At 68.0% G+C, this 21,906-nt stretch carries 25 protein-coding genes and 1 pseudogene; 10 read left to right on the top strand and 16 right to left on the bottom strand.

Annotated elements, in window-relative coordinates; translation table 11 throughout:
* Positions 1-11 precede the first annotated feature (11 nt).
* Together WBG99_RS33285 and WBG99_RS33280 are read right to left on the bottom strand one after the other, a co-directional pair.
* Positions 12-1,349 (bottom strand): MFS transporter, encoded by a 1,338-nt coding sequence (locus tag WBG99_RS33285; RefSeq protein WP_338899908.1) that lies wholly within the window; start codon positions 1,347-1,349, stop codon positions 12-14.
* Positions 1,346-2,011, bottom strand: coding sequence for a winged helix-turn-helix domain-containing protein (locus WBG99_RS33280; RefSeq protein WP_338899907.1), 666 nt, complete (start codon positions 2,009-2,011; stop codon positions 1,346-1,348). Before WBG99_RS33280 ends, WBG99_RS33285 begins: the two co-directional genes overlap by 4 nt.
* A 276-nt stretch (positions 2,012-2,287) precedes the next feature.
* Between WBG99_RS33280 and WBG99_RS33275 the strand changes: the two genes are divergently transcribed.
* On the top strand, positions 2,288-2,827 hold the full coding sequence (locus WBG99_RS33275; protein ID WP_338899906.1) for a GNAT family N-acetyltransferase: 540 nt from the start codon (positions 2,288-2,290) through the stop codon (positions 2,825-2,827).
* Between the two features lie 28 nt (positions 2,828-2,855).
* Here the strand turns inward: WBG99_RS33275 and WBG99_RS33270 are convergent, their stop codons facing one another.
* The 3 genes from WBG99_RS33270 to WBG99_RS33260 are packed head-to-tail and all read right to left on the bottom strand — an operon-like array spanning position 2,856 to position 5,788.
* The gene (locus WBG99_RS33270) at positions 2,856-3,428 is read right to left on the bottom strand and encodes a recombinase family protein (RefSeq protein WP_338899905.1); all 573 of its coding nucleotides are present in this window, start codon (positions 3,426-3,428) and stop codon (positions 2,856-2,858) included.
* Positions 3,428-4,306, bottom strand: a complete 879-nt coding sequence (locus WBG99_RS33265) for an AAA family ATPase (protein WP_338899904.1) — start codon at positions 4,304-4,306, stop codon at positions 3,428-3,430. The genes WBG99_RS33270 and WBG99_RS33265 overlap by 1 nt, the downstream gene beginning before the upstream one ends.
* 3 nt (positions 4,307-4,309) lie before the next feature.
* On the bottom strand, positions 4,310-5,788 hold the full coding sequence (locus WBG99_RS33260) for a Mu transposase C-terminal domain-containing protein (RefSeq protein WP_338899903.1): 1,479 nt from the start codon (positions 5,786-5,788) through the stop codon (positions 4,310-4,312).
* A 290-nt stretch (positions 5,789-6,078) separates the two neighbouring features.
* On the opposite strand from WBG99_RS33260, the gene WBG99_RS33255 reads away from it, so the two are divergent.
* The 4 genes from WBG99_RS33255 (at position 6,079) to WBG99_RS33240 (ending at position 10,222) form a co-directional block, all read left to right on the top strand.
* On the top strand, positions 6,079-6,996 hold the full coding sequence (locus WBG99_RS33255) for a recombinase family protein (RefSeq protein WP_338899902.1): 918 nt from the start codon (positions 6,079-6,081) through the stop codon (positions 6,994-6,996).
* 1,796 nt (positions 6,997-8,792) lie between these two features.
* Positions 8,793-8,960 (top strand): hypothetical protein, encoded by a 168-nt coding sequence (locus WBG99_RS33250; RefSeq protein ID WP_338899901.1) that lies wholly within the window; start codon positions 8,793-8,795, stop codon positions 8,958-8,960.
* A gap of 239 nt (positions 8,961-9,199) precedes the next feature.
* Positions 9,200-9,328, top strand: coding sequence for a hypothetical protein (locus WBG99_RS33245; protein WP_338899900.1), 129 nt, complete (start codon positions 9,200-9,202; stop codon positions 9,326-9,328).
* 27 nt (positions 9,329-9,355) lie between these two features.
* The gene (locus WBG99_RS33240) at positions 9,356-10,222 is read left to right on the top strand and encodes a hypothetical protein (protein WP_338899899.1); all 867 of its coding nucleotides are present in this window, start codon (positions 9,356-9,358) and stop codon (positions 10,220-10,222) included.
* A gap of 118 nt (positions 10,223-10,340) precedes the next feature.
* On the opposite strand, the gene WBG99_RS33235 is transcribed toward WBG99_RS33240, so the two are convergent.
* Positions 10,341-10,967, bottom strand: coding sequence for a hypothetical protein (locus tag WBG99_RS33235; protein WP_338899898.1), 627 nt, complete (start codon positions 10,965-10,967; stop codon positions 10,341-10,343).
* Between the two features lie 206 nt (positions 10,968-11,173).
* On the opposite strand from WBG99_RS33235, the gene WBG99_RS33230 reads away from it, so the two are divergent.
* The 3 genes from WBG99_RS33230 to WBG99_RS33220 all read left to right on the top strand — a co-directional run bounded on the left by WBG99_RS33230 (position 11,174) and on the right by WBG99_RS33220 (position 12,678).
* The gene (locus tag WBG99_RS33230) at positions 11,174-11,389 is read left to right on the top strand and encodes a hypothetical protein (protein ID WP_338899897.1); all 216 of its coding nucleotides are present in this window, start codon (positions 11,174-11,176) and stop codon (positions 11,387-11,389) included.
* 187 nt (positions 11,390-11,576) lie between these two features.
* Complete coding sequence (locus tag WBG99_RS33225; protein WP_338899896.1) at positions 11,577-12,266, top strand: recombinase family protein; 690 nt, start codon at positions 11,577-11,579, stop codon at positions 12,264-12,266.
* 229 nt (positions 12,267-12,495) lie between these two features.
* On the top strand, positions 12,496-12,678 hold the full coding sequence (locus WBG99_RS33220; RefSeq protein WP_338899895.1) for a hypothetical protein: 183 nt from the start codon (positions 12,496-12,498) through the stop codon (positions 12,676-12,678).
* On the opposite strand, the gene WBG99_RS33215 is transcribed toward WBG99_RS33220, so the two are convergent.
* From WBG99_RS33215 to WBG99_RS33180, 8 genes and pseudogenes are all read right to left on the bottom strand, one after another.
* A complete protein-coding gene (locus WBG99_RS33215; protein WP_081235495.1) occupies positions 12,665-13,186 on the bottom strand; it encodes a pyridoxamine 5'-phosphate oxidase family protein in 522 nt (173 codons plus the stop codon). The two genes, WBG99_RS33220 and WBG99_RS33215, sit on opposite strands and share 14 nt — an antisense overlap.
* A gap of 179 nt (positions 13,187-13,365) precedes the next feature.
* The gene (locus WBG99_RS33210; RefSeq protein WP_338899894.1) at positions 13,366-13,569 is read right to left on the bottom strand and encodes a hypothetical protein; all 204 of its coding nucleotides are present in this window, start codon (positions 13,567-13,569) and stop codon (positions 13,366-13,368) included.
* A 110-nt stretch (positions 13,570-13,679) separates the two neighbouring features.
* Positions 13,680-15,131, bottom strand: coding sequence for a hypothetical protein (locus WBG99_RS33205; protein ID WP_338899893.1), 1,452 nt, complete (start codon positions 15,129-15,131; stop codon positions 13,680-13,682).
* A 152-nt stretch (positions 15,132-15,283) separates the two neighbouring features.
* Complete coding sequence (locus WBG99_RS33200) at positions 15,284-15,607, bottom strand: helix-turn-helix transcriptional regulator (RefSeq protein WP_328346374.1); 324 nt, start codon at positions 15,605-15,607, stop codon at positions 15,284-15,286.
* On the bottom strand, positions 15,604-16,683 hold the full coding sequence (locus WBG99_RS33195; RefSeq protein ID WP_338899892.1) for a site-specific integrase: 1,080 nt from the start codon (positions 16,681-16,683) through the stop codon (positions 15,604-15,606). Before WBG99_RS33195 ends, WBG99_RS33200 begins: the two co-directional genes overlap by 4 nt.
* A gap of 349 nt (positions 16,684-17,032) precedes the next feature.
* On the bottom strand, positions 17,033-18,460 hold the full coding sequence (locus WBG99_RS33190; protein WP_338899891.1) for an IS1380 family transposase: 1,428 nt from the start codon (positions 18,458-18,460) through the stop codon (positions 17,033-17,035).
* A 75-nt stretch (positions 18,461-18,535) separates the two neighbouring features.
* Positions 18,536-19,012 (bottom strand): ABC transporter permease subunit, encoded by a 477-nt coding sequence (locus WBG99_RS33185; protein WP_338899890.1) that lies wholly within the window; start codon positions 19,010-19,012, stop codon positions 18,536-18,538.
* Positions 19,002-19,406: pseudogene (locus WBG99_RS33180) on the bottom strand (ATP-binding cassette domain-containing protein); the annotation flags it as partial. The gene WBG99_RS33185 and the pseudogene WBG99_RS33180, both read right to left, overlap by 11 nt.
* A gap of 36 nt (positions 19,407-19,442) precedes the next feature.
* On the opposite strand from WBG99_RS33180, the gene WBG99_RS33175 reads away from it, so the two are divergent.
* Positions 19,443-19,880 carry a nitronate monooxygenase gene (locus tag WBG99_RS33175; RefSeq protein ID WP_338899889.1) on the top strand — a complete coding sequence of 146 codons (438 nt, stop codon included), beginning with the start codon at positions 19,443-19,445 and terminating at the stop codon, positions 19,878-19,880.
* Between the two features lie 120 nt (positions 19,881-20,000).
* A complete protein-coding gene (locus WBG99_RS33170) occupies positions 20,001-20,837 on the top strand; it encodes an alpha/beta hydrolase (RefSeq protein WP_338900572.1) in 837 nt (278 codons plus the stop codon).
* 66 nt (positions 20,838-20,903) lie between these two features.
* Here WBG99_RS33170 and WBG99_RS33165 read toward each other — a convergent pair whose 3' ends face one another.
* Both WBG99_RS33165 and WBG99_RS33160 read right to left on the bottom strand, forming a co-directional pair.
* Positions 20,904-21,230 (bottom strand): ATP-binding cassette domain-containing protein, encoded by a 327-nt coding sequence (locus tag WBG99_RS33165; protein ID WP_338899888.1) that lies wholly within the window; start codon positions 21,228-21,230, stop codon positions 20,904-20,906.
* 543 nt (positions 21,231-21,773) lie between these two features.
* Positions 21,774-21,905 carry a hypothetical protein gene (locus tag WBG99_RS33160; protein ID WP_338899887.1) on the bottom strand — a complete coding sequence of 44 codons (132 nt, stop codon included), beginning with the start codon at positions 21,903-21,905 and terminating at the stop codon, positions 21,774-21,776.
* Between the last annotated feature and the right edge of the window lies 1 nt (position 21,906).

Raw genomic sequence — 21,906 nt, 5'->3', positions numbered from 1 at the left:
TCCCGTAACGGTTATGTGGCTGCATTCGCACTGTCTTGTGAGGCGTCTTCCTTGGAATGCGGCTTCAGGACGCCTCGCCGCCGCGTTCGGTCTATCTCGCGCCACTCCGGCCGCAGTCCAGCCAGATTCGTGGTGAGGAAGTACGCGGCGCCGCAGGTGAGCAGCACCGGCACGAGTCCGACAGCGGTCACCGCCGCCCCGGCGATCAGCCCGCCGAGAGGGATACCTGCCCAGGCCAGCGAGTCACCGAGCGCGTTGACCCGGCCCAGCATCCGGCGTGGCACCCGCTCGACGAGGACGGCCCCCAGCACTGGGTTGACGAAGCCGGCGCCGAACCCGCTGACCGCGAAAACGGCGAGTACCACCCCCAGCGGGGCATCGAAGGCGAGGATCAGGAACCTCGGTGCCCCGGCCAGCAGGAACCCGATGAGAACCACCACCCGCCGCCGCAGCCGGTGCGCAACCATCGCCGCGATCAGGCTCCCGCCGACTCCCGCGGCCCCCATCACGCTGCCCATCAGGCCGATCGCGGCTGGCCCGTAGCCGGACTCCCTGGCCCAGACGGGTACGAGCACCGAGGTGATCGCCGCGTCCAGCAGGTTGGTGATGCCGACCATGACGATGACGGTAAGCAGCAGCGGCTCGCCGCGCAGGAAGGTGAAGCCCTCGCCGAACCGCCTCCAGTAGCCCGGTTCCGTCTTCCCGGCTGCCGAGGGGGCTTCCTCGGCCGTGTGCCCTATGCCACGCGGCAGCGCGAGTTTGATGATCACCGATCCGAGGGCGAAGCAGCCCGCGTTGACGGCGAGTGCGGCCAGGGGGCCGAGCAGCGCCACCAGGGATCCGCCGATCGCCAGGCCGACGGTAGAGGCGAGCCGCTCGATCACGCCGGACAGACCGGTGGCCCGCTCCAGCGGTACTCGGCCGCGCTCAGCCGCCTCCGGGACCATCACCTCCTTGGCCAGGTCGCCGGGCCCCCGGGCCGCGCCGATCAGCGCGACCAAAACCAGCAGCAGGGGAAAGGAGAGCAGGTCCAGGGCGTGGAGCAGGGGCACCGCAGCGGCGGCGGCCGCGCTGGCCAGATCGGTGGTCCAGGAAACGGCACGCGGGCCGATCCGGTCCACCATCGGTCCGGTGAACGCCTTGACCACCACGTAGGGGGTCATCTCGCAGAAGGCGACCAGTCCGGTCTGGGTGGCGCTGCCGGTCGTGACGAGGACGAACCAGGGCAGTGCCACAACGGAGATCCGAGTGCCGGTCAGCGACACGGCCATGGCCGCCAGCACCCCGCCCAGCGGCCGTAAGGACCTCTTGCCGGGTATGCCGCCGGCCTCCGATGCGTCGTCGGTCATGACGTCGGGCTTCCTTCCTCTTCCTGAAGGCCGGAGGGGGGCGACGACGCGGCAGGCGCGTCCAGTTCGGGCAGGATCTGCGTGATCACGGCGACCCGTTCGGCTCCCTCGGGGGCACTTGCCGCCGTCTCCGGCGCGTCCCGCCGGTAGCGCGCGACGACTTCCGCCAGCTCCCGGTACAGGGCGGCGGCTTCCTCGGGCGTGAGCCGCAAGGCCCAGTCGCTCATGTCGAAGGTGTTCCGCCATGCGCGGGGCATCGTCTGAAGCTCGTTCAGGGTCTGCTGCGTGCGCAGGGTGTAGATGGCGGCGACAGACTGCTGGTAGGCCAGCGCGGCCTCGGGCTCCCGCTCGGCCAGCTCCGGATCGTTGAACCAGGTAGTCCGGTGCACCGAACGCCACCAGCGCTCTCGCGCGTTGCCGCGTTCGGTGTCCTCCTCGACGAAACCGGCCGCGCCGAGCTGCCGGAGGTGGTAGCTGGCCGTACCGGAATTCACACCCAGCCGCTCCGCGAGGCGGGTGGCCGTCGACGGGCCGTACTTCCGCAGTAGCCCGACCAACTGCACGCGCACCGGATGCGCCAGGGCACGCAGCCCCTTGGCATCCAGGACAACCGAGTCCTCTTCAACGTTCAGGCCATCCGGCCTCTCCACTGCATCAGCCATGCGCCACACGGTAGACCGCAAAGAGTTCTTCGCAAAGAGGTATTCGCGAAGAAGTCTTTGCGGTTCAGCTCGCCTGCAAGGTGGCACTGCTCATCTATCGACCGATTGATGAGCAAGATCGGTAAGCGGCGGTGTGTGGCAGGATTGGCGCCGGATCATGTCTGTGACCTTGAGGGCTTCGCGTTGCCGAATCTTCAGCGGTATCTGACGCCGAAGCCGTGGCTTTGTACGTGGGTTGAGAAGGCCCGTGTGCGGGTGTCCGATAGGTTGCCCGCCATGACTGAATTAGGGTCCGTCGCCTGGCCACCTGCCCCGATCAAGACGGAGCGGCTCGTGCTCCGTGAGTCCGAGGCCCGGGACCGTGCGGCGTTCATCGAGCTGCTGGCGTCGCCGGAGGTGCACACCTACCTCGGCGGCCCCCGCCCGCGTGACAAGCTTGAGCGTGAGGTGCCCGAGGTGCCTGGGCAATGGCCCGGGTGTTTCGTCGTCGATCTCGACGGGGCGATGATCGGTGAGATCCTGCTCAGGAGAGCAACGGAGCACCGTCGCCCGGCTGCCGCGGGGAAGGTCGATCTCGGCTACCTGTTCCTGCCACGGGCGTGGGGGTTCGGGTACGCCGCCGAGGCGTGCGCGGCGGCACTCGACTGGTTCGACGGCGTCCTTCCCGGCGAGCCGGTGGTGCTCGCCACCCAGACCGCCAACGTCGGCTCGATGCGCCTCGCGGCGAAGCTGGGGTTCACCGAGGTAGAGCGGTTCCATGCCTGGGACGCCGAGCAGTGGCTCGGCCTGCGGTCCCCGGTTACGCCGTCTGCTTGAGCCGTGCTGGAAAGTGAGGTACCGGCTGTCAGTTCTCGACGGCGTCGGGGGGCTGCCGTACGAGGCGGTAGATGGTCGATTTTGCGACCTTGAGCATGGCGGCGATGCTGGGAGCGGGGTGCCCGGCGGCATGCATCTGGCGGGCGAGATCTACTTGTTCGGGTGTGAGTTTGGGCGGAGCCCCGACGCGTTGTCCGCGTGCCCGTGCTGCTGCTTGGCCTTCGGCGGTGACTTCGGAGATCCACGAGGTTTCGAGTTGCAGGGTGGCGTCGACGGCGCAGAGGACGAGGTGACCGTCGGGTGCGGTGGTGTCGATCGGTTCGTCCACGGAGCGTAGGCCGACGCCCGCGTCGTCGAGTTGGTGGAGCAGGTGGTGCAGGTTGCGCAGGCCGGCGGCGAATCGGGAGAGCCGCACGATGACGATGCAGTCGCCGGGGCGGGCGTATCGGAAGGCTGCATCCCGGGCGGGTCTCGGGCTGGTGGTGCGGTGGGTGATGTCGAGGAAGACCGCATGACAGCCTGCGGTGAGGAGTGCACTGGCTTCGGCGGGGCGAGGCTCGCGCAGGGTGCAGAGCCCGTAGCCGATGAGGCGGGCGGCCATCACAGGACTCCGACGACGAGCGATTCGCGGGCGGTCTCCACGACTTCGGCGGTGACGGTCGACAGCTGGTTGATGTCCATCACGCGCTCGATCTGGGCTACGAGGCGGCTGGTGAGCCGGAAGTTCCCGCTGGTGATCCGGGTGATCACGGCGACGGCTTCGGCGGTGGTGAAGTCTCCGAGGTCGTCCAGGGCGAGGTGGGGCCAGTGCCGGGCGATGACGAGGTGTTGTTCGTTCGGGGAGAGCGGCCGGTAATGGTGGACGAAGCCGACGCGGCTGTAGAGCTGGGGGTAGCGCGCGAGGCTCTTCTCGATCCCGGGCATGCCGATGAGGACCACACCGACGCCGGTGCGGTCGTAGTGGTCCCGGAGCTGTTCCAGGCTCGGGGTCTTGAGGCGGTCGGCCTCGTCGACGACGAGGAGTTCGGTGTTACGGGCGGACCGCGTCGTGAAGCGCGCCGCCGTGTCCGGTCCGCCGAGGCCGCCGTCGTGGACGAGCTGGACGGCGTAGTTGAGGCGGTCCTGGTAGAAGGTGATGGCCTTCTGCACGCTGCGCGGGGTGTTGTAGACCTCCGGTGTGTAGACGACGGTCCGCGCCATCAGCGCGCTCTTGGGGACGGGGCGCCCGTCGATCAGGGTGAACTCGTCCAGGTACGGGGCGACTTCGTCCCAGCCCGCGTAGTGGCGGGCGGAGAGGGTCTTGCCGACGCCGGGAGGTCCGTAGCACAGGCCGATGTACCGGTCCCGGCGTACGGCGTCGGCGAATTCGGTGAAGCGCCGGTGTTCCTTGGTGATGACGAACGGGGCTGGGACGGGGACGTCCGGCTCGGGGACCTCTTCATCGTTGGCCTGGTGGCGCCCTGCGTCGGGGGTGTCCATGGCCTACTCCTCCCGGTAGCGGCGCAGTCTGGGCCGGGATTCCTCGGGCTCGGGCGGCGGTTGCCTGGTGAGTGGTTCGGGGGTGGTGTGGACGGCCAGGAGGCGGTCGACGACGCTGGTGCGCTGTTTGAGGGTGCCGGTCAGTTCGCGGCGGCGGGCGTTGCGGGCCGTGGTGATGTCCTTGAGGGAGACGGTGGTGCCGGCCAGTTGGGGGCAGATGGCGCGGGTGAGGTAGCGGTCCTGGTGGAAGACGCGGATCTCCGCGAGGTCGCGGGGGTCGTAGCGGATGGTCACGTCCTCGCCCACGTAGGCGGCCAGGACGGGGTCGAGGTAGCGCAGGGACTGGAAGTGGATGCCGTCGGGGTGGATCTTGCGGGGCTTGGCCACGGTGAGCAGGAGCAGGTCGAGCTGTTCGAGGGCGTCGGGCATGTGTGGCAGGAAGGCACCGGCCTCCCAGCGGGCCTGCGGCGGGTGTCCGGTCTCGCCGTGCTCGCGCTGGTTGTAGGTGCCGACGAAGAAAGCGCCCAGGGCATGGTCGAGTTCGGCGAGGCTGAGCCGGGCCTGCCCGGCTCGGTCCTTGGTGTCCCGGGGTGCGTATCCCGGCAGGTCGGACAGGCACAGGGTGTTGACCGTGTCCATGAGGCGCTCGATCTTGCCGCGGCCACGGGGCTGGCCGGGCAGGGAGAAGACGAGGCGGATCTTCAGCTCGGCGGCTGCCTGCTCCATGTGCGCGGAGGTGAAGTCACTGCCGTGGTCGGTGTAGAAGACCCCGGGGATGCCGCAGATGTGCCAGGCCGGGTCCGGCTTGCGCCAGATCGCCTGGCGCAGCGCGAGCGCGGTGTTCAGCGCGGACGGGGCACCGAGGTTGACCGCGTACCCGGCGATCGCGCGGGAGTAGTCGTCCTCGATGACCGTCAGCCAGGGGCGGACGGGTCTGCCGCTGGGGGCGATCACCCACAGGTCGAGCTGGGTGTGGTCGGCCTGCCAGACGGCGTTGGGGCCCTCGGCCTCTCGGCGGTGGATCAAGTCATACACCTCCCGGTACCGCTTGGCCCCCTCGTGCGCGAGCACCACCAAGGCGGGGTCGAGCGCGCGGACGATGGAGTACACCGTGCTGTACGAGGGCACCGGCCAGCCTTGGTCCTTGGCAACCTCGGTGACCCTGCGGTGCACCCACGTCAGGTGCGGTGCCGGTCGGCGCAGGGCCAGCCCTTCGACCAGGTGACGAAGTTCCTCGGGGACACGGCGGTGACCGGCGTCCGAGCGCCGGGCGCGGACGAGACCGGCAAGACCCCGATCCCGGTAGGCGGCAGCCCACCGCTGCGCCGTCCGGCAGGCGACGCCCGCCTCGGCGGCGGCCCGCGCCAGCGGAACCCCGTCCTCAAGATGAGGCCGTAACACCGCGAACCGGCGCATCGCTACTTCGCGCTGGGAACCGGTCAGATTCCCCAGCGCCGCAAGGCTGACGGGCGATGTCGCCATGTCCACCAGCGTGCCGCCCGCCGGGTCTGTCCCTCACCGGCGCACTGGCGCACGAACCCGGCGCCCGCGAACTTTCGCGCCCCCGCACTATGTTTCGCCGGTCCCCGGCTGGCTCGCTCGGCTGGATGCTGTCGTTAAACGTTCGTTTGACGACAGGCGGCGGACGCGTCCAATGACCCCGTGCAATCCGGGGGTTCACGGCGGCCCGAATCCAATCAGATCCGATGGTGATTGATGACAGGGTTTGACGACAGGTAGGGTCCGATCCTCCGTACGGAAGGAGCCCCTCGGTGGCGAACCTGATCTACAAGCGGGTCTCGACCGACCAGCAGTCCACCGCCCGGCAGAACCTCGTCCTGGACGAGGCCGGGATCGAGGACCCCGTCGTCTTCCAGGAGGACCCGGGCACCTCCAGCCGCCTCCACCCCCTCCAGCGCCCGAAGTTCAGCGAGCTGCTGACGTACGCGCGGCCGGGCGACACCGTGCACATCTCCGAGATGTTCCGCCTCGTACGCGGCACACAGCACATCCTCGACGTGCTCGACGTCCTTCACCGCGATCGTCTCGCCCTGCGCATCCACGACGGCGCGTTCTCCGCGATGGACCTCACCGCCCGTCACCTGCGCACCGGAGAGCTACTGTCCACGGTGAAGTTCATGGTGCAGACCCTCGCCGCCGCCGGCGAGCTCCAGCGCGACCTCCAGCGCGAGCTGACCTACGACGGACTGCGGGCCGCCGAGGCGAAGGGCAACAAGGGTGGCCGCCGCCCAGCCATCTCGGCCGGGAAAACCGACGCCGTGCGCACGGCGTACCTGGAGGGCCGGTCCATCGCCGCCCTGGCCCGCGAGCACGGCGTCAGCCGGGGCGCCATCCGCACGGTCGTCGCCGACCTCATGCCCGAGCACACCGCCGCCGGGCACGAGGACGCCCCGGCCCCGGAACTGGCGGTCACCCTCGACATGCCGGGCAAGGTCGCCGACTTCCTCCGCGCGGCCGACCTGGACCCCGCCGAGCGGGCCGCGCTCGACCACGGCGTGACCGTACGGCGAGGCCAGGGCTACACCCTGCGTGTCACAGCCGTCCCCGCCGTGCACCGCCAGCTCCTCACCCGCTCCCAGCCCCTCGACGGCACCCAAGGCGTCCCGGCGATCCCGGCGCAACGCAAGGCCCGCCGCGAGTACGAGAACCGCGTCAACAACCTCGGGTGAGTGACACCCGGCCAACCTGCGGCCTGAGCTTCACTCGTGGCTACTTTGCGGCTGGTGTCTGAGCTAGGACACTGGGGGCCTACTAGTCCGCGTTGGGTGACTTTCTCAAGGCCAAGGCAAGGGAGACGATGTGACAGATCCTTCTCCGGGTGAACTGCAAGGTGAAATTGCCAAGGCGCGCCTCCGCTTCTTGAAGAACGCGACCAACCGATTGGGTGTGCAGGGGGCAACTATCACGGGCCCTGCAACAGCAGTTGCAGTAGAAGAATTCATGTACGGAAAACTATTCATCCACCTCGGCCGGTGGGATCCCAACCATGATTGCAATAAGGACGGTCATTTCGCGCGCATCGGTGTGGTGTTGTGGATAAGCGGTGAATCTCCTAGTCATGACGATGCCCTCTTCGACTCAGTCAGCAGAGAGCTGCGCAAGTTTGGCACGAGACGCCACGCGAGGTATGGGACGCTGACCCATCAGCATCCGAGGCGGGAAGGCGGGCGATTTGCTTCAGTGCATATCGAAACAGGGGTGTACGGAGTCACTGAATGGAAAAGGTGGAAACCCAACGGGCGAGACCTGCCGTGGGTCGTAGAGACGGCGGACATATGGCGAAGTCACTTCGGACAACTACTCATGGGTCTCCAGACTGGCGCGGACGAGGCAGGAACGTATCAATCCCGTGAGTCCAGAGCAGTTCAGTCTGATGGGCACGCGCGATCAGGAGCGATGCCAGTAAGTGCCACAGGCCTGTCAGGGAAGCGCCGGTGCTCTGTATGTGACCGCCCAGGGCTGGCCGAAGGCCGGTCCAGACACCTCAAGTGCGAAGACAGCTATCTGACGCAGGACCCCCTTGTCCACACGGTTCCGGCAAGCGCAGCGGTCGCCTCAGATGCCCGCGCCATCGCGAAAAGTCGGGCCATTGCGCAGTACCGGGAGCTCGTCAAGTCCGTCGAGCGGCGTGAGGCGGCAACGTATGGCCGCCGCACTGAACAGGAAAACCGCCGCCCGGTTCGTCTGGCGGACGCCAGGAAGGCTGTCCTTTTGCGGTGCCAGGGACGGTGTGAAAACCCGACCTGCGGAGGCCAGCCGACTGATGTGACTGACGACGGGCAACCCATCCTAGAGGTCGACCACATCGTGGAGATCACTGCTGGTGGCCGTGACCACCCGGTACAGATGGTCGCGCTGTGCCCCAACTGTCACGCAATGAAAGGACGAGGGCTGAACCGTGAAGCTCTTCGAGCGGCTCTCTTGAACATGGCAAGCCGCGCACATGCCGAGTGGGACCTCGGTCTCCGCTCGACGGATGCATCGAAGAGATAGAGCCTACGACAAGTTTCTGACGTATTCCGGTTGGCCTCCATAAACAGCCGACCGGCGATGAGATCGCAGCGTACGCGGGGCTTGCTAATCCGCCCCGCGTCCAACGAACAACCGCGAGCAGTCGGGCCACGCCCGCCAGGAGACCGCCCAAACCGCGTCAACGCCGTTGGCAGCGGCATCTGAAGGGGAGCGGGAGTCCCCGCAGGTCAGGGGCTACTCCGTTGGTTTTTCGGCGAGTACTACTGGAACACCTACCTGGGCGGCCAGTCCATCGCCAGCCTCGCCCGCGACCACGACGTCAGCCGCGGTGCCATCCGTACCGCCGTCGCCGATCTCCTGCCCGAATACACGGCCGCCGACCAAGACGCCCCGGCTCCGGAACTACCGGTCGTCCTCGACATGCCGGGCAAGGTCGCGGACTTCCTCCGCGGCCGAACTGGAGCCCGTCGAGCGCGGCGCGCTCGACCAGGGCGTGACTGTGCGACGCGGCCAGGGCTACACCCTGCGGGTCAGCACCACGCCAGAGGTCCACCGCCAACTCCTTGACCGCTGCCAGCTGCTCGCCAACGCCACGGCGATCCCAGCACAGCGCAAGGCCCGCCGCGAGTACGCGAACCGCGTCAACACCCTCGGCGAGTGACCAGATCCCCCGGAAGCCTACTGGCGGGTTACTTGGTCCCTGGTGTCCGGGCCAGGGCTCCGGGGCCAGCACTGGCGACGGCTGATACGAGAGCCCAACAGTACCGCCGACGATGGTCAGTTGGTCGCAGCCGGAGTCGAGTGGCCTCCGGCACAGTGGCCAGACCGGGACGGCCCGTAGATATGAATCCGCTGTTCATATCTGTCCATCCGACCCAGGGGCGTTGGGAGGCTTATCCCATGACCATCGTAGAGAACGTCGTGTCTGGCCTCCTTGTCGCGCTGATCATCTGGGGCGCCCGCCGGGTGTTCCAGTGGCGTCGACGCCGCATTCGCTGCGCGGCGGAGCGTGAGACCGCCGACAGCTGATACTCAACACCCGCACAGTGCACGAGAGTGAAGGAGGAACGTGACATGGGCCGATCTGGGGTGATCAAGCCGGCCGAGCTGCCTCCCGGGGCGCGCCGAGACCTCAATCAGGAGCTGCATAGGCTCCACCGGCGAGCTGGGGAGCCCACTGTCCGGAGAATCGCCGACGGCATCTCGCGGGCTACCGGGACCGTCCATAACGCCTTCAGCAAGCCGGAGCTGCCCCGCCACGAAGTTGTGATGGCGATCGTCAATTATCTGGCGGAACTGATGAGATACAGGCCCAACGCCAACCCCGAGGAGGAAGGAGACAAAATCGATCGGCGGGTTGACCGGCTCTGGCAGGAGGCGCGATACGAAGAAGAGGAGGCTCTCGCTCGCGCCGACCAGGCCGAGTCGTGGCCGCCCCTGTCCGATGCCACCCGGGGCCTGATTCACGCACTCAGCCCTGAGTGCTGCGTATGCGGGGAGACCCGACGGCTCCTCGACATCATCCTCTTGGAGGATCCCGACACGGTGCCGTGGCCGCCGGGGTTCCGCAAAACCAGGTGGGAGCCGGCGGCGCCCAATCCCTGGCGGCTGGTCCGCCTGTGCGGCAAGTGTCAGCGCGGGCGCCGGAGCGGCGAGTTGACCGAGCAGCAGCTCCGTGATGCCAGATCCGCCCTGGACCACCGCCCGGGCGCTGCACGACACTACGCTGCCTACCTCGACCAGATCCTCCTGGGCGCCGAACCGGCACTTGACACCAGCGTCGCTGCTCTCGCCCTCGCTGTTGTCCAGACGGATCCCAGTCTCGTCACGGCCCCGTACGTCCTCAGCCACGGCCGTATCAAGGTCGACCGGGCACGCGGCTCACTGAGTTGGGGGCAGTACGGGTGCACCGACGATCACTAGCAACCTGGAGCCGATACGCCCTCGGCGACCACCTTGCAATCACACACGGTCATCTTCACCACCGTCTCCTCCGAGAACTGGCGATGGTTGAATACGCGAGCCCACCAGTAGAGACCGGTTATTCGGCGGCGCGGAGGACGGCCTTCGCTTCCTCGGTTGCGCTACCGCCTGCTCTGCCACGTGGCGCCTGCGTCAGGAACCCTTTGCTGCGGGCAGTGTTCAGCGCTGCCCGCAGTGCGGACTCCGACATGTTCTCCCGCCGGGCCAGGACCGCGAGACGATCACCTGTCTGCCGCCACCTTTCGTACTCCACGGCCAGCCTTGCGTAGTACTCGGGAGGCCGTCCTCGGCGACCAGGCCGCTTGTGCCCTATGGGTTTCGAACGCAATGCCAAGGTCCTCAACAGTGCCTGCTCCTGGTTAGCCGCAAACTGCGGGCTGACTGCTCGGTCAGCCCGGTCGCGGAGCTCCTTCATGGCCTCGTGGGCAAGTTCGCCGAGCGGCACCGATCGCAGGAGGCGAGTGCCGATGGCTGCATCGGCAGGCCGTTCGGGGTGCTGCAGGCGAATCTCCACGCCGGTGACGGTCTCGGTGTCGTCGAGGACGAGCGTCAGGGACAGCCAGATGCCGGGCCGGCTGTCGGAGATGAAGAAGACCGAGCCGGTAACCCCGTAATCATCGAAGCTCGACCCGGCGACGTTCCATTCGCCCGAGGACGCGCCGAACCCTCCTGATTTCTGTGTCACGGATCGACAATACCTGAGGGTGTGGCACACCCTCTACGTATGAGTTCGAGAGTTGATGTGCGAGTGGGCCGATTCCGCAGACGAGCGGAGCAAGAGCCCGCCCGCGCGACGAAGCAGGCCAGTGGTCATGACCGGCAGCGTGGTCCGATCGGCAACTGTGGAGGGTCGCGATGACCCGGCGCACGGCGGGAGCCGGTCGGGCCACGATGGCTGGTCGAGGTGCGCTGTCGGCCGGTGCCATACCCGCGCTCGCCTACGTTGGTGCACCGTGGTGGGCGGTCACACTGGTCGCGCTGGTACTGGTGGCCGGCGCCGCCAGCGTGGGCCTCGCAGAGCGAGTGTTTCCTCAGGACTCGCGCGACCGGCGCGACTGGTGGCTCGACCTGTGGCAGCACCGTGCCCGGCGCCGCACCTCCCGCTGACCGAGCGGAGCCCGCTCGCGAGTACGAGAACCGCGTCAGCCGCCCTCGGTGAGTGACCACGCGTCAATTACCGCTGAAGATTCGACGCTATGAAGCCCTGAAGGTCACAATCATGTCCATAAAACGGTGCCAGAAAGTCGATGTGCTCAAGAACTTGAGGAGCACCGTTTTCTGTACGATCTGGCGGGTGCAGGCACCCCAGGACGACGACACCGCCGATCTCCTCGCCCCCGTTCCGGCCGTACGGACCGGCAGTCTCGTGGGATACGCACGCGTGTCCACCAAGGGACAATTGCTCGACCGGCAGATCCACGCACTCACCGCAGCAGGGTGCATCCGGATCTTCGCCGACAAGAAGTCCGGCAAGAACGCCGACCGCGAGGAACTGTGGAAGGCCCTCGACTACCTGCGCGAGGGCGGCACCCTCGTCGTCCCGTCGCTGGACCGGCTCGGCCGTTCCATCCAGGACCTCATCGCGATCGTGTCCGGCCTGCGCAAGCGTGGCGTCGGCTTCACCTCGCTGCACGAGGCGCTCGACACGACCACGCCCGGCGGGCGCCTGGTCTTCCACGTGTTCGCGGCGCTGGCGGAGTTCATCCGCGAACTCATCGTGCAGGGCACCAAGGAGGGCCTGGACGCCGCCCGCGCCCGTGGCGCCCGGCTCGGCCGCCCGCCGGCGATGACCGAGGAGCAGGTACGTCACGCCCGCGACCTTCTCGCCCGCCCGGAGAACACCGTCACCTCGATCGCGAAGCTCCTCGGCGTCTCCAGGAACACGATCTACAACTACGTGCCCGAGCTGAAGGGCGGTCGCCTCGCACTCACTGAGGCAACGAGCACGCCGGGACTGCCCCAACCCACCAGGTCCGAGGACTGATCACCGCCGTTTGCGGCTGGTGACAGCATTCTTACCGGCACCCCTAGAGTCCCGTAAGTTCACGCAAACTGAAGGGTTCTCGGTGGGAACTCAAAGGTCCGTCGTCGTGCTCTGCGGAGTTGCTTCCGTGGGTTCGGGGCCAACTCGCGACCTTGCCGTTCCTGGTCCCCTGGACCGGCAAGACGCTGAGCGGCCCCCTGCTCGAACGCAGCGAAGCGGAGTTGAGAGCTTGGGGAAGGAGTTGAGAGCTTGGGGGCGGGGCAGCCTCGGGTCGCTGCTGTACCGGCAGGCGCTGGGCGAGGCCGTCGCCACGGCGCTGGCGGTACGCGACGGCGCGCCGTCGACCGGCCCCGCACCCACGTACGCGCAGGTGCAGGCCCTGGTCGACGGGCCCGGCGTCACGTGCCGGTGAGCTTGTCGAGGTCGGGGGCGTAGACGGTCATCCAGTGCGGGTTCAGCCGGTAGTAGACGACCTCGCGGTTCCAGTCGAAGGCGTCGTCGTCGCCGTAGAAGTCCTTCAAGTAGGCGAGGAGTTCCTGCCAGTCGGCCGTGGTCTCGGCGTCCTCGGGGTTCAGCTCCTCCACCGTGCCGTGAGTGAACACGCCGAGGTCCTCGCCGCGCATGTGCGCGACGCTGGCGGCCGGACGGGCCGCGAGATGACGGGCCTTGGCGGCGTTGCGCGCCGTGCCGAAGTGCCACCGGCCGTGCAGGAAGTGCCCGTCGGCGCCGCTGATCCGCGGTTCGCCCTTTGCGGTCACCGTGGAGAGGGCGAGCGTGCACATGCCGGTGAGGACCCCGGTGAGCTGCGCCGCCGTGATGGTGCGGCCCTCGACGATCGAGCGGAGGTGTGCGGTCGAGCCGGAGAGGGAGGAGTCGAGGAGGGACTGGAGCTTGTTGAGTTCTTCTGGGGTTTCGCGCATACGTCCATCGTCGGCCGTAAATCCGACACCCTCTGTCGTCATTGATGAAGCAGCGGTGAGGTTGCTCCGCGTGGGTTGCGCTCGGTGCTGCGTGGATGGCAACAGGTGGGGGACGAACGCCGGGACATGTTCATGTATTCGCGGTTGATTGACGAGCTGTGATGCCGTTGGTCCTGCTGTCAGGCCGTACGACGCGGTGTTCCCTTGAACTGATTGAGCAGCCATGATGTGCCGCCGTGACGGATTTGGTGGTTCCTCTCGCCATCGCAGTAGTGGCAGCCGGCTTGGGAGCGGTTGTTGGGGCGCGGGCAGCTAAGTTCGGCGCGGAAAAGAACGCCGAAGCCGTCCGGCGGCAAGTACAGGATCAAGGTGCCGTCGAGCACGGTCACTGGATGCGCCAAGAACGCCTCAACACCTACGAGAGCTTTCTTGAAGCCTGGGATGAGTGCCTGCGCCTCTCCCAAGGATTTGCTGACGCCGACTCCAAGTCGCGTCAATCCGGGCCAAGTTCTTTCCCTGAGGGCGATGCCGAGTGCTCGGCTGCCTGTTCCAGTAGTGCCCGCGCGGAGTCCGCGTAGCGGATCGCGGTCTTCTCGGCCAGGCCGAAGACCTCGGCGAGGTGGAGCGGGTCGGGGCCGTGGGCCAGGGCTTCTTCGAGCTGGCGGTCGACACGGAGCCGTTCCAGCGTGGCGGTCTGGCCGCGGAGTGCCGCCGAGACGGACACACCGCTGATGGACCCGGTCTCCAGCGCGGTGTGCTTGTTGATCAGTAGGTGCGGGTTGGCGGTGTCGGGCCAGCGCTTTCGCCGGTAGTCCAGCCAGGCAAGGGCAAGCTGGAGCGTCAGCTCGTCCAGGGGCCGGACGCGGCCGTCGATGACCAGTCGGCGGTTGCCGATGTCGAGGTCGTCGAGCTGGAGACGGCGGATCGCCTTGGGGCGGGCGGCGTGGACGGCCGCGAGGGCGAGAATCAGCCGGTCCGCCGGCCGGGCCACCACGGTGACCGCGGACTGGACGTGCCCGGGGTCCAGTGGCTGGATGACGCCGTGCTCCTGCTGGCCGACCCGGATGCGACTGGTGGGGTTCTTGAAGATCGTGCCGTTCTTCTTCGCCCGGGTGAACAGCGACCGCAGGGCGACCAGGGTGTGCTTGCGCTGCGAGCCGTGAACGGTGCTCAGGTGGCTGAGGATGTCGTCGCGGGCGACCTCGCGCAGGTGGTCGTAGCGGTTGGACCATTCCAGCAGCACAGGCCGGATTCGGTTGAGGTAGCCCCAGACCGTGTGCACGTCCCGGGGGTGCGAGCGGGGGCCGCCGTCGTGCAGGAGCCGGGCCCACGTCTCGACGTCGCGGCGGATACCGGCCGCGAGGCCGTCGAGCTTGCGCTCCAGCCACTGGTCGAACGACGAGGGCCGGTCGTCGTGGAAGATGCCGACGTGGTCGAGCACCTCCGCGGTGCGTTCGACGCTGAGCCCCCGTGATCGCAGGGCCGGGAACAGCTCGGAGTACCGGAGGACTTCGCCCGCGATGTGGCCGGACAGGACGATGACCAAGGCCCGGTCGACGTCGAGGCGGACTCGGCGGGGCCAGCCGTGGGCCTCGCCGAGACGGTGCGCGACATGCCGGGCCCAGGCCAGCCAGGGGTTGTCCAGTCGCGCGTGCTTCCGGCGGTCGAACCGGGTGAAGTCACGGTGGGCCTCGAACAGCGGTGGCTGGCGCCAGCCGGAAGCCGGCGGCGGCACCGGGGCGGGGTCGGGAGTCTGCGGGCGTCCCCGGCGCCTCCCGTTCCTGCCGATGGGAGGGCCGGGCTGCCGTGGGCGGTGCAGGTTGATGAGGAACAGCTGGTGGTACCGCACCTTCTCCAAGTAGGGCTGCAGCACGGTGACTTCGCCCTTGGCGTCCTGGCTCGCCTGGTGCCAGCACAGGCGGCAGTAGCCCTTCTTCAACCGCACCGTCCGGCGGCAGCCGCCGCATTCGGAGGGTTCGTCGTTGCGGCGGAAGCTCTGGCACGCACTGCACGCGCGGCCGGGCAGTACGCCCCAGCCGAAGCAGTCTGGGCAGCTGGTCGGTCACTTGCACTTCCCCGCGGGCAGGACGTAGGCCATCACATCGGCGGGAGCGAGCGCCCGTCCCGGCGCCGGGGCACAACCGAGGGCCCCGTCGCTGCAACGGCCGTCTGTTGGACGGTCTCCTCGCCGGGCCGGGTGACCTTGTCCGGTTCGGGGATCAGCAGGTCGCCGATCTCGCAGCCGAGCACGACGCAGATGACGTCCAGGTCCTCCAGCTTGAGGGAGACCGGCTGGCCGGACCACAGCCCGGACATCTTCCCGGCCGAGATCACCAATCCATGCTCGGCCAGGCTTCGTTGGAGTTCGGACGCCTTCCAAATACCCTTGTTCGCGGCCGTCAGCCGCAGGTTCCACCTCATCGGATCAGCCCTTCCAGCCGCTTCGCGGCCCGCTCAGTCCCAGCGGCCCAGGCGTCCTCGACCCGGGTCTGCTGCACGTGGACGTACCGCATCGTCGTGGCGATCCAGGAATGTCCCAAAACCTCCTGGATCGCCAGCAAGTCCAGCCCGTTCTCGTAGAGTTGGGACGCGCAGAAGTGCCGCAGAACATGCGGCGTCAGCCGCTCGCCCCAGCCCGGAAGATGCGCCTTGGCCGCCTCCTTCAACCCGCCGCGCAGGGCGTCGTCGCCCACCCGGCGCGAGGAGCCGTCGGTGTTCTTGCGCTCGGAGGGGAACAGCGGGGCGCCGGGACGGGTGTGGTCGTCGTCGAACTGACCCCACACGTCCTCGATGAACCACCGCAGGGTGCGGCCGGCACCGTTGATCAGCGGCACCATCCGCTCACGCGGGCCCGAGCCGCGGGCACCCTTGCCATGGCGGACGTGGAGTTTGCCGAAGCGGCCCAGGTTCCACTTGATGTCGTCCAGGTCGAGCATGCATGCCTCGCTGACCCGCAAGCCGACCTGGGACATCAGCTTCGAGGCGGTGTAGTTCCGGGCGGTCGGGGCGAATTTGCGGCAGGTGGCCAGTTCGCCGCCCCAGCCGGTGAACAGCGTCCCGACCTCCGGCTCGGTCGGCGGGATCCGCAGCTGGGCGTCCTTGGCTCCGCGCGGCCGGTTCATCTCGTCGATCGGGCACTCGGCCACCCGGCCGGTCATCCGGTGGAGCTCGACCTTGTGCCGCAGCTCCAGGAACAGGAAGTACGTGGTCAGCGCCTGCGACCGGGCCAGCCGGGTCCCGCTCGGCGAGTTCCGCAGCACCTTCCCGAAGTACGCGTCGGCGTCGGCGGGCTCCATGTCCCACAGCGGCCGACCGAACCACGTGCGGATCTGCTCCAGGTGCCCGACGTCCCCGCGGATCGTGCCATCCGCCAGACCTGCCGACGCTCGCGCGAGGACGAACCCGGACAACACGTCGGTCTCGAACCGCTCCAGCTCCTCCGCCGACGCGGGCACCCAGTGCTCACGCAGGTCTCGTACGACCGCCAGCGCCGCCAACCCGAGCCTCCTCGCCTTCGGCCCGACTGCGAATCAGTCGGATGAGGTGAGAACGCTTCAAGAATCCCGAAGTTACGTCATAGAGCTGCTGAGCACCCCAAGGAGGAGGAACCACCTGGCCACGGGGTCGGAGACTCAGCAGGGCTCAGGGGAACTCACGGAATGTCGCACAGTTGGCCTCGATTCGTCAGCGGGGTTCGGTGGCTGGCCTGCTCGGCAGTTCGCCCGTAATGTCCTCGGGCCGTTCGAGGTGGGCCGTCGCGTGACGCCGCGGGTGCGCCGGGTTCCACGGGCCCGGAGTGCTGCCGGTCTTCTCCTTCCTGGTGCTTGTCGGGGCAGTGCCCGGCTGTCAGGTGACAGCTGGGAGGGCGGTGAGCCGCTGCCAGCAGGTGGTGAACGCTTGGGCCCAGGGCCAGGTCGCGTCGATGCGCAGCCATCGGCGTCGGGCGTGGTCGGCGAGGCGGGCGGGCAGGTGGTAGAGGCGGAAGCGCATGGTCTTGGGCTCGGCGTCGGCCAGGCCCTCGATGTCGTGCAGGGCCAGCAGCCGAACCCAGGCGTCGAGATCGGCGGCGAGGTTCGCGGCGAGCATCCAGCCGCGGTTCACTTCCCAGGAGGCGGACGGCAGATTGTCCAGTCCCGTCGCCTTGTTGGTGCGGACCCGGTCCTCGACTTTGGCGTGCGAGCGGTGCAGCACGTCCAGGAACTGGCTGTGGCCCGAGCCGGCGATGCCCCACATGTGCCGGATATTGGTGGCGGTGATGCAGTACCGCCAGCCGGTCTTCTTCTCGAAGGCGGTCAGTTTCTTCAGGTGCCGGCGGGTGGGCCTGACGCGGCGCACGATCAGCCGCATGCCCTCCGGCCAGCCCTCACGGGTGTTCAGCCCGGTCAACTCGGCGACGAAGTAGCCCTCTTGGAGGCTGCCGTCCTGGTGCAGGGAGGTCTCCCAGGCGCTTTTGGGCAGCTTTGCGATGGCCTTCTCGTCGTCTTCGGTGATCGTCCAGCCGACCGTGTAGCGGACCGTACGCCGCGTGGTGTTCAACGCTTCGAGGTGTTCCAGCAGCCCGTGGGTGGCCCCGGCCCCGTCCAGCCGGATGAGGATCTTCGCTGCTGAGGAGCCGGGGATCTGGGCGAGGGCGTCGGTGAGCACCGTGATGTGGTCGGCCACCGTGTTTGCTCCGGCATTCCCCGGACGCAGGAGCATCGCCAGCGATTCGGTGGTGTTCGCGCACCACGCGGCCAGCGGATGAAACCCAAACGTCTTTTTGAAGGTGACTGCTGCCCCCGCCTTCTTGGACGCGGACGTGATGATGGTGGCGTCGATGTCGATGACGATCCAGCCGGTCAGCCGTTTGCCCGCCACCGTCAGCCAGGGGAAGCCGCCCGGCCGCAGACGCAGCAGACTCCACACATGCCGGCGCACCCGCGCCCGCGCCTTCGCAATCTTCGCCAGGACTGTCTCGTCGAGCGCGGCCAGGGTGCGGCGAGCGGTGGAGTCCGAGGCCGACGGCCCGAACAACGGCCGGTGATGAAGCTGGAGTTGTTCGGCCTCCGACAGGTTCGCCGCCCCCAGCGCGATCGCGACGGCCAGGTGCACCAGGACGCCCGCCCGTTCCCGCCAGCCGGCCGCTGTGCTGGACGGTAACTCCTTCGCCAGCGCCCCGGTGAGCCCTGTGCGGTCCGCGCACCGGCGCAGCAGCACCGCACCGGCATGCCCGATCAGTCTCTTCCCGTCAGCCACCACGGACAGCCGACGGTCCCACCCTGTACTCTTGCTCACCAGATTGGTGCCCTGATTCTTGCAGCGGATACGACGTAGACACTCGCATCCTCGCAGGTCAGCGGCACCATTCTGCTATCGGGGCGTCAGGTCACCCAATTCCGCTGAATATCCAGGGTTGGCCGTCGCCGGCACGGAGATACGGAAGACCTGCGGGGCGATGATCTTGCGAACGATCGCCAGGCTGCTCATGCCCAGGGCCCGGCCGGCCTCCCACTGGCCGTGGTGCACCACGGCGAGCCCGCCGCGGTATATCTCGGCCATGTAGGCGCAGGAGATGAGGCCCATGCCGACGATCGACGCCTCGAGGGGGTCGATCCCGGGCAGCGAGTTGCCCAGGCCGAAGTAGATGATGAACAGCCACACCAGGGGCGGGATGCCCCGGAAGACCTCGATCAGGGAGCGGGACAGGAAGCGGAGCAGCCGCCGGTCCGAGACGCGCGCCACGACGAACGGCAGCCCGCCCACGATCCCGATCCCGAGACTCGTGCCGGTCAGCAGCAGCGTCGTCGGCACGCCCCTGAGCATGGTGAGAACCAGATCAGACCCCATCGCGGTCCACCGCCCTGAGGAACTGCCGGGTCCGGGCGTGCGTGGGTGCCGCGAAGATGTCGGTGGGCCTGCCCTCTTCGATGATGGCCCCGTCGGCCATGACGACGAGGTGGTCGGAGACGTCCCGCGCGAACTCCATCTCGTGGGTGACCACCACCATGGTCATGCCTTCGTCGGCGAGCTCGCGCATCACGTTCAGTACCTCTAGGCCCAGCTCGGGGTCGAGGGCCAGGGCGCGCGCGATGGCGATGCGCTGCTGCTGTCCCCCTGAACAGCGGTTCGGGTACTGATCGGCCTTGTCCGCGAGCCCCACGCGCTCCAGCGGCGCGAGACCTTGTTCGCGGGCTTGTGCCGAGCTGCGGCCGAGGACCTGCTCCTGGGGAAGCGTGATGTTGAGCCAAGGCCCAGTACTTGTCACCGGTGAAGCCGGATGAGCTGGCCGACAGGACGGGGCGAGGCAGCCTTGTTGGCACCAACGAGGCATTCGGCTTGTCACAGATGCTCATTCGGCAGCCTTTCTGTCACCAGTACCGAAGATCGAGAGTCCGTCCAGCTTCCCGACCTGGTCGCCGCCGTCCGCCACGCCGTCGCCGTGCCCGTCATCGCCGCGGGCGGAATCGCCACCGCCGCCGACGTGACGGCCGTGCTGCGCGCTGGCGCGGTGGCCGCCATGGTCGGCACCGTTCTACTGCGCACCAGGAGAGCGGACCCGACCGGGGCTCGGGCCGCTGCTGCGGCCTTGGCTGCCTCCGACGGACACCGCCAGGTGGGCTTGGAGCCACACGGGGCCTGGACGAGCAGGCGGGGCGCTACGGCTGGAGCGTCCATCCCCTCTTCGGCAGTCGGCTCGCGGTTGCCCCTTGCCTGATCAGCGACGAGCCTCCATTATCAGGAATCCTGATACTTTAAGTTTTAGCGATGTGGTCCAGTCATGTCATTCAGGCCCAGAATCCAGGCCAGAGGGGTTCAGCTGCTGCTCGGCCGAATGATGAGCCGCGTGCACAAGGATCTGCGCTTCACCGACATCCCGAAGCGCACGGAATCCATCCGGGTGGAGACCGGCGCCGGACTGGTGACGTGCACCGTCTACCGCCCGTCGGCCGCCGCAGCAGCCCCTGCCCCCGTGTACGTCAACTTCCACGGCGGCGGGTTCGTGATCACCCGCCCCCAGCAGGACGACCACATCTGCCGCTACATAGCCGCCACGGCCGGCTGCGTGGTGATCAACGTGGACTACGCCGTCGCCCCGCAGCGACCGTACCCCGTACCCGTCACCCAGGCGTACGACGTCACCGCCTGGGTGGCCGAGAACGGCACCGCCAACAACTGGGACGGTTCGCGACTCGCCGTGGGCGGACACAGCGCCGGGGCCAACCTGACCGCCGCGGTCTGCCGCACCGCTCGGGACCGCGGCACCTTCACGCCCCGCCTCCAGATCATCGACTCGGCACCGCTCGACCAGCTCGCCGACCCGGCCACCAAGCAGTCACCCATCGTCAAGCCCCTGCTTACCCCTCAGCTCATGCGGGTCTTCACCGCCGCCTACGTCTCTGATCCCGCCGACCTGGCCCATCCGCTGGTGTCGCCCGGACTGGCCGACGACCTCGCCGGGCTGCCGCCCGCCCTGGTCATCACCGCGGAGAACGATCGCCTGCGCGACGAGGGCAATGCGTACGCCAAGGCCCTGGAAGCTGCCGGCGTTCCGGTCACCCACCGTTGCTTCGAGGGTGTCGACCACTACTTCACCCACACCGGCCCGGTACCGGCCGGGAAGGAAGCCATCGATCTGATGGCCACCACCCTGCGCACGGCACTCACCGCCTGACCGCTGACAGGGGCCGACAGTCCTTGTGTCAACACGCTGCCTTGGTGACACCTATCGCGCTTCGGCTCAGATGTCGCGCAGCACGGTCAGGTGCGGGAAGAGGTTGAACGACTGGAACACCATGCCCACGACGCTGCGCAGCTTCGCGAGGTCCTTGGACTTGATGTCACTGCCCGCGTCGATGCCCGTGCCGGCGACGACGATCGTGCAGCCGTCGGGCCGTTCGAGCAGGTTGACACAGCGCAGCAGCGTGCTTTTTCCAGCGCCGCTCGGACCGATGATCGCGGCGACCTCACCCTGGGCCACGGACATCGACACATGGTCGACCACAGTGTGATCACCGAACTTCTTCACGACATCGTCGAGTTCGATGGCCTTCTTCTTGCTTGCCAAGGTTCTTATCTCCGATGTGGGCCGTCCGTCGAGCGGCGGCCGGGCCCGGCACTGCGCACGGGCTTGGCGGACAGGTCGACCTGTATCGAACCTGAGGTGTAATACCTCACCGAGGATCAAGGGCTTGCCGACGGCTGTCAAGAGCCTGGAGCCCAGAGATATCAATTACGCTCCGTGAGCATTCCGGGGCTCCGCAGGAGGCGCACGGGCACCGACACGCGACGGCGCGAAAGGGCGGCGACTGCGCGTCGCCGCCCGGTTTCCGCAGGTCTCAGGCTTCGTGGGAGTCCACAGCCCCCGTCATCGCCCGGGTGACCCGGCTTCTCGTCCCACTACGCCTCACTCCGGGGCGTGACGAGGCCCACAGTGGGCGCTCGAAGCTCGCGGCGGCGTTCGAGCCGTCCCACGAACTGCGGTCAGGGCGCCCCGCGAGGCAGCCGCGGCGCTCCCGTCCGGAAGGGGGAGGAGGAGGGGAGGGCCGCGCTGATCGCCGAACTCACGGACAACCGGGCCGACTTCGCGCCCCGGGAGGCCCGGATCGGCTCACTCGGAGTGCTGCTCGGTACCGGCGGCCTTCTCCTTGTCCTTGCGCCAGGCGGCGTAGCTCAGCCAGACCACCGCCAGCACGGTCCCGCCGAAGAGAATCAGCGTCCAGATCAGGGTTTCCACATCCATG

Source organism: Streptomyces sp. TG1A-60, from assembly GCF_037201975.1.
Lineage (GTDB): Bacteria > Actinomycetota > Actinomycetes > Streptomycetales > Streptomycetaceae > Streptomyces.
This window is presented reverse-complemented; position numbering and strand designations above follow the sequence as displayed.